This is a genomic window from Streptomyces xiaopingdaonensis, assembly GCF_000262345.1.
In the GTDB taxonomy this organism is placed as follows: Bacteria; Actinomycetota; Actinomycetes; order Streptomycetales; family Streptomycetaceae; genus Streptomyces; species Streptomyces xiaopingdaonensis.
In genome coordinates this window covers 1-5258 of the sequence record NZ_AJTQ01000021.1, presented here as the reverse complement: position 1 = coordinate 5258, position 5258 = coordinate 1, and the positions used below count along the sequence as shown (strand labels likewise).

The window sequence follows — 5258 nt, the reverse complement described above, 5'->3', positions numbered from 1 at the left end:
CCCCCGTCCCGCCGCTTCCGCGGCCGCCTGTGCGGCGTCGAGGACGGCGGGGAACGCCCGTACCAGCGCGTCCACCTCTTCCTCGCCCGCGATCAGCGGCGGCGCCAGCCGGATGACGTGCGGGGCCGGGGCGTTCACGAGGAAGCCGGCCTCCTGCGCGCTCTGCTGGACCTGCGGCGCCAAGGGTTCGGTGAGCACGATACCGAGCAGCAGTCCGGTACCGCGCACGTGGTCGAGGAGCGGGTGGGCGAGTTGGGTGAGGCCCTCGGCTAGCCGGGAACCGAGGCGCTTCACCTCGTCGAGGAGGCCGCCGTCGAGGGTGTCGAGGACGGCGAGCCCGGCGGCGCACGAGACGGGGTTGCCGCCGAACGTCGAACCGTGCTGGCCGGCGGTGAGCAGTTCGGCCGCCTCGCCGAAGGCGAGCGTCGCGCCGATCGGCAGGCCGCCGCCGAGCCCCTTGGCGAGCGTGATCACGTCGGGCTCGACGCCCTGGGCCTGGCAGGCGAACCACTGGCCCGTGCGGCCGATGCCGGTCTGCACCTCGTCGAGGATCAGCAGCGCTCCGGCCTCGCGCGTGATCTCGCGCGCGGCGGCGAGGTATCCCTCCGGCGGTACGACGACGCCGTTCTCGCCCTGGATCGGCTCCAGGATGACGAAAGCGGTGTCCTCGTCGACGGCCGCGCGCAGCGCCTCGGTGTCGCCGTAGGGCACGTGCGTGACGTCGCCGGGCAGCGGCGCGAACGGCTCCTGCTTACCCGGCTGCCCGGTGAGCGCCAGCGAGCCCATGGTGCGCCCGTGGAAGCCGCCCTCGCCGGCGACCATCCGGCGGCGGCCCGTCCGGCGCCCGATCTTGAAGGCCGCCTCGACCGCCTCCGCACCGGAGTTGGAGAAGAAGACCCGGCCCTCGCGCCCGGCGATCCCGAGCAGCCGCTCGGCGAGGCGGACGGTCGGCTCGGCGACGAAGAGGTTGGAGACGTGGCCGAGCCTCGCCACCTGCGCGCTGACGGCGTCGACGACGGCGGGGTGCGCGGTGCCGAGCGCGTTGACGGCGATGCCGGCGAAGAAGTCGAGGTACTCGTTGCCCTCCGCGTCCCGTACCCGCATGCCCTCGCCTTCCACGAGCGGGAGGCGCGGGGTGCCGTAGTTGTCCATCAGCGCCGCCTGCCAGCGGGCAGTGAGGGCCTGGTTGGTTCCGGGGGTCGGCTCTTCGGACGTCACGGGGTCTCCTCGGAAGCGGGTACGGCTCCGGTCCCGTCGGGCGTCCGCGGGGCCGGGGGCGGGTCGGGGAGCACCATGGTGCCGATCCCCTCGTCGGTGAAGATCTCCAGCAGGATGCTGTGCGGGACCCTGCCGTCGAGCACGCGTGCGGTGTGCACGCCGTTGCGGACGGCGTGGAGGCAGCCCTCCATCTTCGGCACCATGCCGCTGGAGAGGTCGGGGAGGAGCTTCTCCAGCTCGGCCGCGGTGAGTTGGCTGATCACGTCGTCGCTCCGGGGCCAGTCCGCGTAGAGCCCCTCGACGTCGGTGAGGACGATGAGCGTCTCGGCGTCGAGCCCCGCGGCGAGCGCGGCGGCGGCGGTGTCCGCGTTGACGTTGTAGACGCCGGGGTCCTCGCCCGCGCCGGTGTCCACGCTGTGGGCGATCGAGGAGATCACCGGGATGCGGCCGTCGTCGAGGAGCGCCTGGACGGCGCCCGTGTCGACCTCGGTGATCTCGCCGACCCGGCCGAGGTCGACCCGCTCGCCTTCCACGTCCGCGTAGTGCTTCGTCGCCGCCATGATGTGCGCGTCCTCGCCCGTCATACCGACGGCGAGCGGGCCGTGCCGGTTGAGGAGGTTGACGAGCTCGCGCTGGACCTGTCCCGCGAGGACCATCCGTACGACGTCCATCGTCTCGGGCGTGGTGACGCGGAGCCCGGCGCGGAACTCCGACTCCAGGCCGAGTCGGTCGAGTTGGGCGCTGATCTGCGGCCCTCCGCCGTGCACCACGACGGGGCGGAGGCCGGCGTGCCTGAGGAAGACCACGTCCTGGGCGAAGGCGGCCTTCAGCTCCTCGTCGACCATGGCGTTGCCGCCGAACTTCACGACGACGGTCTTGCCGTGGTGCCTGGTGAGCCAGGGCAGCGCCTCGATGAGGGTGCGGGCCTTGGGCAGGGCTGTGTGTTTGCGGGTGCTCATGAGGAGTAGGCGCTGTTCTCGTGGACGTAGTCGGCGGTGAGGTCGTTGGTCCAGATCGTCGCCGAGGCGTCGCCCGCGGAGAGTTCTGCGGTGATGCGCACCTCGCGGAAGCGCATGTCGACGAGGTCGCGGTCGTCGCCGATGGCGCCGCCCCTGCAGACCTGTACGCCGTTGATGGCGACGTCGAGCGCGTCGGGATCGAAGGCGGCGTCCGTCGTGCCGATCGCGGCGAGCACGCGGCCCCAGTTCGGGTCCTCGCCGTGGATGGCGCACTTGAGGAGGTTGTTGCGGGCGATCGTGCGGCCGACGAGGACCGCCTCGCTCTCGCTCGCCGCTCCCACGACGTCGACGCGGATGTCCTTCGAGGCACCCTCGGCGTCCCTGATGAGCTGCTGTCCCAGGTCGTCGCAGACCGCGCGGACGGCCTCCGCGAACTCCTCCTCCTCGGGGACGACGCCGGACGCGCCCGAGCCGAGGAGGAGGACGGTGTCGTTGGTCGACATGCAGCCGTCCGAGTCGACGCGGTCGAAGGTGGTGCGGGTCGCCTCGCGGAGCGCGCGGTCGAGGGCCCCGGACTCGACGTCGGCGTCGGTGGTGAGGACGACGAGCATGGTGGCGAGCCCGGGCGCGAGCATGCCCGCGCCCTTGGCCATGCCGCCGACCGTCCACCCCCCGCCCTCGGCGACGGCGGTCTTGTGCACCGTGTCCGTCGTCTTGATCGCGAGTGCCGCCTTCTCGCCGCCGTGCGGGGAGAGCGCCCCAGCCGCCGCGTCGACGCCGGCGAGGAGGCGGTCCATCGGCAGGCGCGTGCCGATCAGCCCCGTCGACGCCACGGCGACCTCGCCGGCGCTGTGGCCGAGGGCGTCCGCGACCCGCTCGGCCGTCGCGTGCGTGTCCTGGAAGCCCGCCGCCCCCGTACAGGCGTTGGCGCCACCGGAGTTGAGGACGACGGCCGAGACCTGGCCGCCCTTGAGTACCTGCTCGGACCAGACCACCGGCGCCGCCTTGACGCGGTTGCCGGTGAAGACGCCGGCAGCGGCGAGGCGCGGCCCGGTGTTGACGACGAGCGCGAGGTCGGGACCTCCGCTCTCCTTGATCCCGGCGGCCACGCCGGCCGCCGTGAACCCCTTGGCAGCGGTCACGCTCATGTGGATTCCTCGTTTCTCTTCGGGCCGCCGAGGGCCCGCGCGGGGCAGGTCGGGGTGCGGGCGCGGCCGTCCGGCCGGCACCGGGATGCGTTCCGTCAGGGGGCGACGGCTGCGGCGGTGAGGCCGAGGGTCTCCGGGAAGCCGAGGGCGAGGTTCATGCTCTGCACCGCGCCGCCCGCCGTGCCCTTGGTGAGGTTGTCGATCGCGCTGATCGCGATGATCCGGTCGGCGGCCTCGTCGTGGACGACCTGCACCTGGGCCGTGTTGGCGCCCTGGACGGCGGCCGTCGCCGGCCAGGTGCCCTCGGCGAGGAGGCGGACGAACGGCTCGTCCCCGTACGCCTTCTCGTAGGCGGCGCGGAGCTGCGCGCCGTCGGCGCCGGGGGCCGCCTTGGCGCTGCACGTGGCGAGGATGCCGCGGGACATCGGGGCGAGCGTCGGCGTGAAGGAGACGGTCACGGGCTCGCCCGCGGCCGCGGAGAGGTTCTGCGCCATCTCGGGGGTGTGCCGGTGGACGCCGCCGACGCCGTACGGGCTCATCGAGCCCATGACCTCGCTCCCGAGGAGGTGCGGCTTGAGCGACCTGCCGGCGCCCGAGGTGCCGGTCGCAGCGGTGATCACGGCCTCCGACGCGGCGAGTCCTGCCGCGTAGGCGGGGCAGAGCGCGAGCGAGACGGCGGTGGGGAAGCAGCCGGGCACGGCTATGCGACGGGCGCCGCGCAACGCCGCGCGGGCGCCGGGGAGTTCGGGGAGGCCGTAGGGCCAGGTGCCGGCGTGCTCGGTGCCGTAGAACCGCTGCCATGCTTCCGCGTCGGAGAGCCGGAAGTCGGCGCCGCAGTCGACGACGAGGACCTCCTCGCCAAGGGCCGCCGCGACCGCGGCCGACTGGCCGTGCGGCAGCGCGAGGAAGACGACGTCGTGCCCCGCGAGCACCTCGGGCGCCGTCTCCTCCAGCACCCGGTCGGCGAACGGCGCCAGGTGCGGCTGGAGTTCGCCGAGGCTGCGCCCGGCGTTGGACCCACCGGTGAGCGCGCCCACCTCGACCTGCGGATGCGCGTCGAGCAGGCGCAGTACTTCACCGCCCGCGTACCCGCTCGCCCCCGCCACCGCTGCTCGCACTGCCATGAGACCTCCATCCCTCGATGGATGACTATACGTTTTGCAGCAGTGTTATGCAATGGTGGTCTGCGGACACCGCCGGCGCTGAGCCGCTCACGTCGCCGAGATCGGCGAGACGCTCATGGCACCGGGGACGCCGCGACGGGCAACCTCGGCCCTGGTCGCGCTGACAGCCACGGTTCCTGAGCCGCGCCGGACGGGAGACCCGTCGCGCGCCCTACGCGGAGGCCGGCCGCACGACGAAGCCGCCGGACCGCCCGGCGGAGCACGGGGCCCGAGGGCGCGCCGCTCAGCCCTCGCGGCGCGCGCTCGCCGCCGGCGAACCGAGGAGCGCGAGCGCCCGGCTGCTCGGAGAGGCCGGTTCCGCGTGGTAGACGACGAGCTCCTGGCCCGGGGCCGAGCGGACGTCGAAGGTCTGCATGGTCAGCGTCAGCGGCCCGACGTCGCGGTGCGTGAAGCGCTTGCGGTCGAGCGCCTTGCCCCGCGCGTCGTGCCGGGACCACAGCTCGGCGAACTCCGGGCTGCGCGCGAGCAGTTCGCCGAGCACCTGCCGCACCCGCGGGTCCTCGGGCGCCGCGCCGCGGCCGAGGCGGAAGCCGGCCACCGCGTTGCGCGCGACGTCGTCCCAGTCGCGGTAGAAGGCGCGTGCGTTGGGGTCGGTGAACACGAGGTGCAGAAGGTTGCGCGCGTGGGTCCAGCCGTGGAAGAGCGCGTCGGCGAGGGCGTTGGCGGCCAGGACGTCGTAGGCGCGGTTGTGGACGACGGCGGGGTTGTCCGGCCATGCGTCCATGAGCGCCGCCAGGCTCGGCTCGACC

Annotated in this window: 5 protein-coding genes; all 5 read right to left on the bottom strand. The window is 73.7% G+C overall.

Translation table 11 applies throughout. The features are described from left to right. Nucleotides 1-1152: acetylornithine transaminase (locus UWG_RS0101405; RefSeq protein WP_050988488.1), on the bottom strand; the 1152-nt coding region annotated here is incomplete at its 3' end. A gap of 62 nt (nucleotides 1153-1214) precedes the next feature. Continuing rightward, on the bottom strand, nucleotides 1215-2177 hold the full coding sequence (gene argB / locus UWG_RS0101400) for an acetylglutamate kinase (RefSeq protein WP_016905418.1): 963 nt from the start codon (nucleotides 2175-2177) through the stop codon (nucleotides 1215-1217). After that, complete coding sequence (argJ, locus tag UWG_RS0101395) at nucleotides 2174-3325, bottom strand: bifunctional glutamate N-acetyltransferase/amino-acid acetyltransferase ArgJ (protein ID WP_016905417.1); 1152 nt, start codon at nucleotides 3323-3325, stop codon at nucleotides 2174-2176. The genes argB and argJ overlap by 4 nt, the downstream gene beginning before the upstream one ends. Before the next feature lie 95 nt (nucleotides 3326-3420). Then, nucleotides 3421-4449: an N-acetyl-gamma-glutamyl-phosphate reductase gene (argC, locus tag UWG_RS0101390; protein ID WP_029391073.1), complete on the bottom strand. Its 1029-nt coding sequence runs from the start codon at nucleotides 4447-4449 to the stop codon at nucleotides 3421-3423. A 283-nt stretch (nucleotides 4450-4732) separates the two neighbouring features. After that, on the bottom strand, nucleotides 4733-5258 hold a 526-nt coding region (locus tag UWG_RS0101385; protein WP_016905415.1), incomplete at its 5' end, for an MmyB family transcriptional regulator.

What these genes read in the sequence shown, in the direction of transcription:
- argB (WP_016905418.1), bottom strand. Translation starts at nt 2,177, where the DNA reads ATGAGCACCCGCAAACACACAGCCCTGCCCAAGGCCCGCACCCTCATC.
- argJ (WP_016905417.1), bottom strand. Translation starts at nt 3,325, where the DNA reads ATGAGCGTGACCGCTGCCAAGGGGTTCACGGCGGCCGGCGTGGCCGCC.
- argC (WP_029391073.1), bottom strand. Translation starts at nt 4,449, where the DNA reads ATGGCAGTGCGAGCAGCGGTGGCGGGGGCGAGCGGGTACGCGGGCGGT.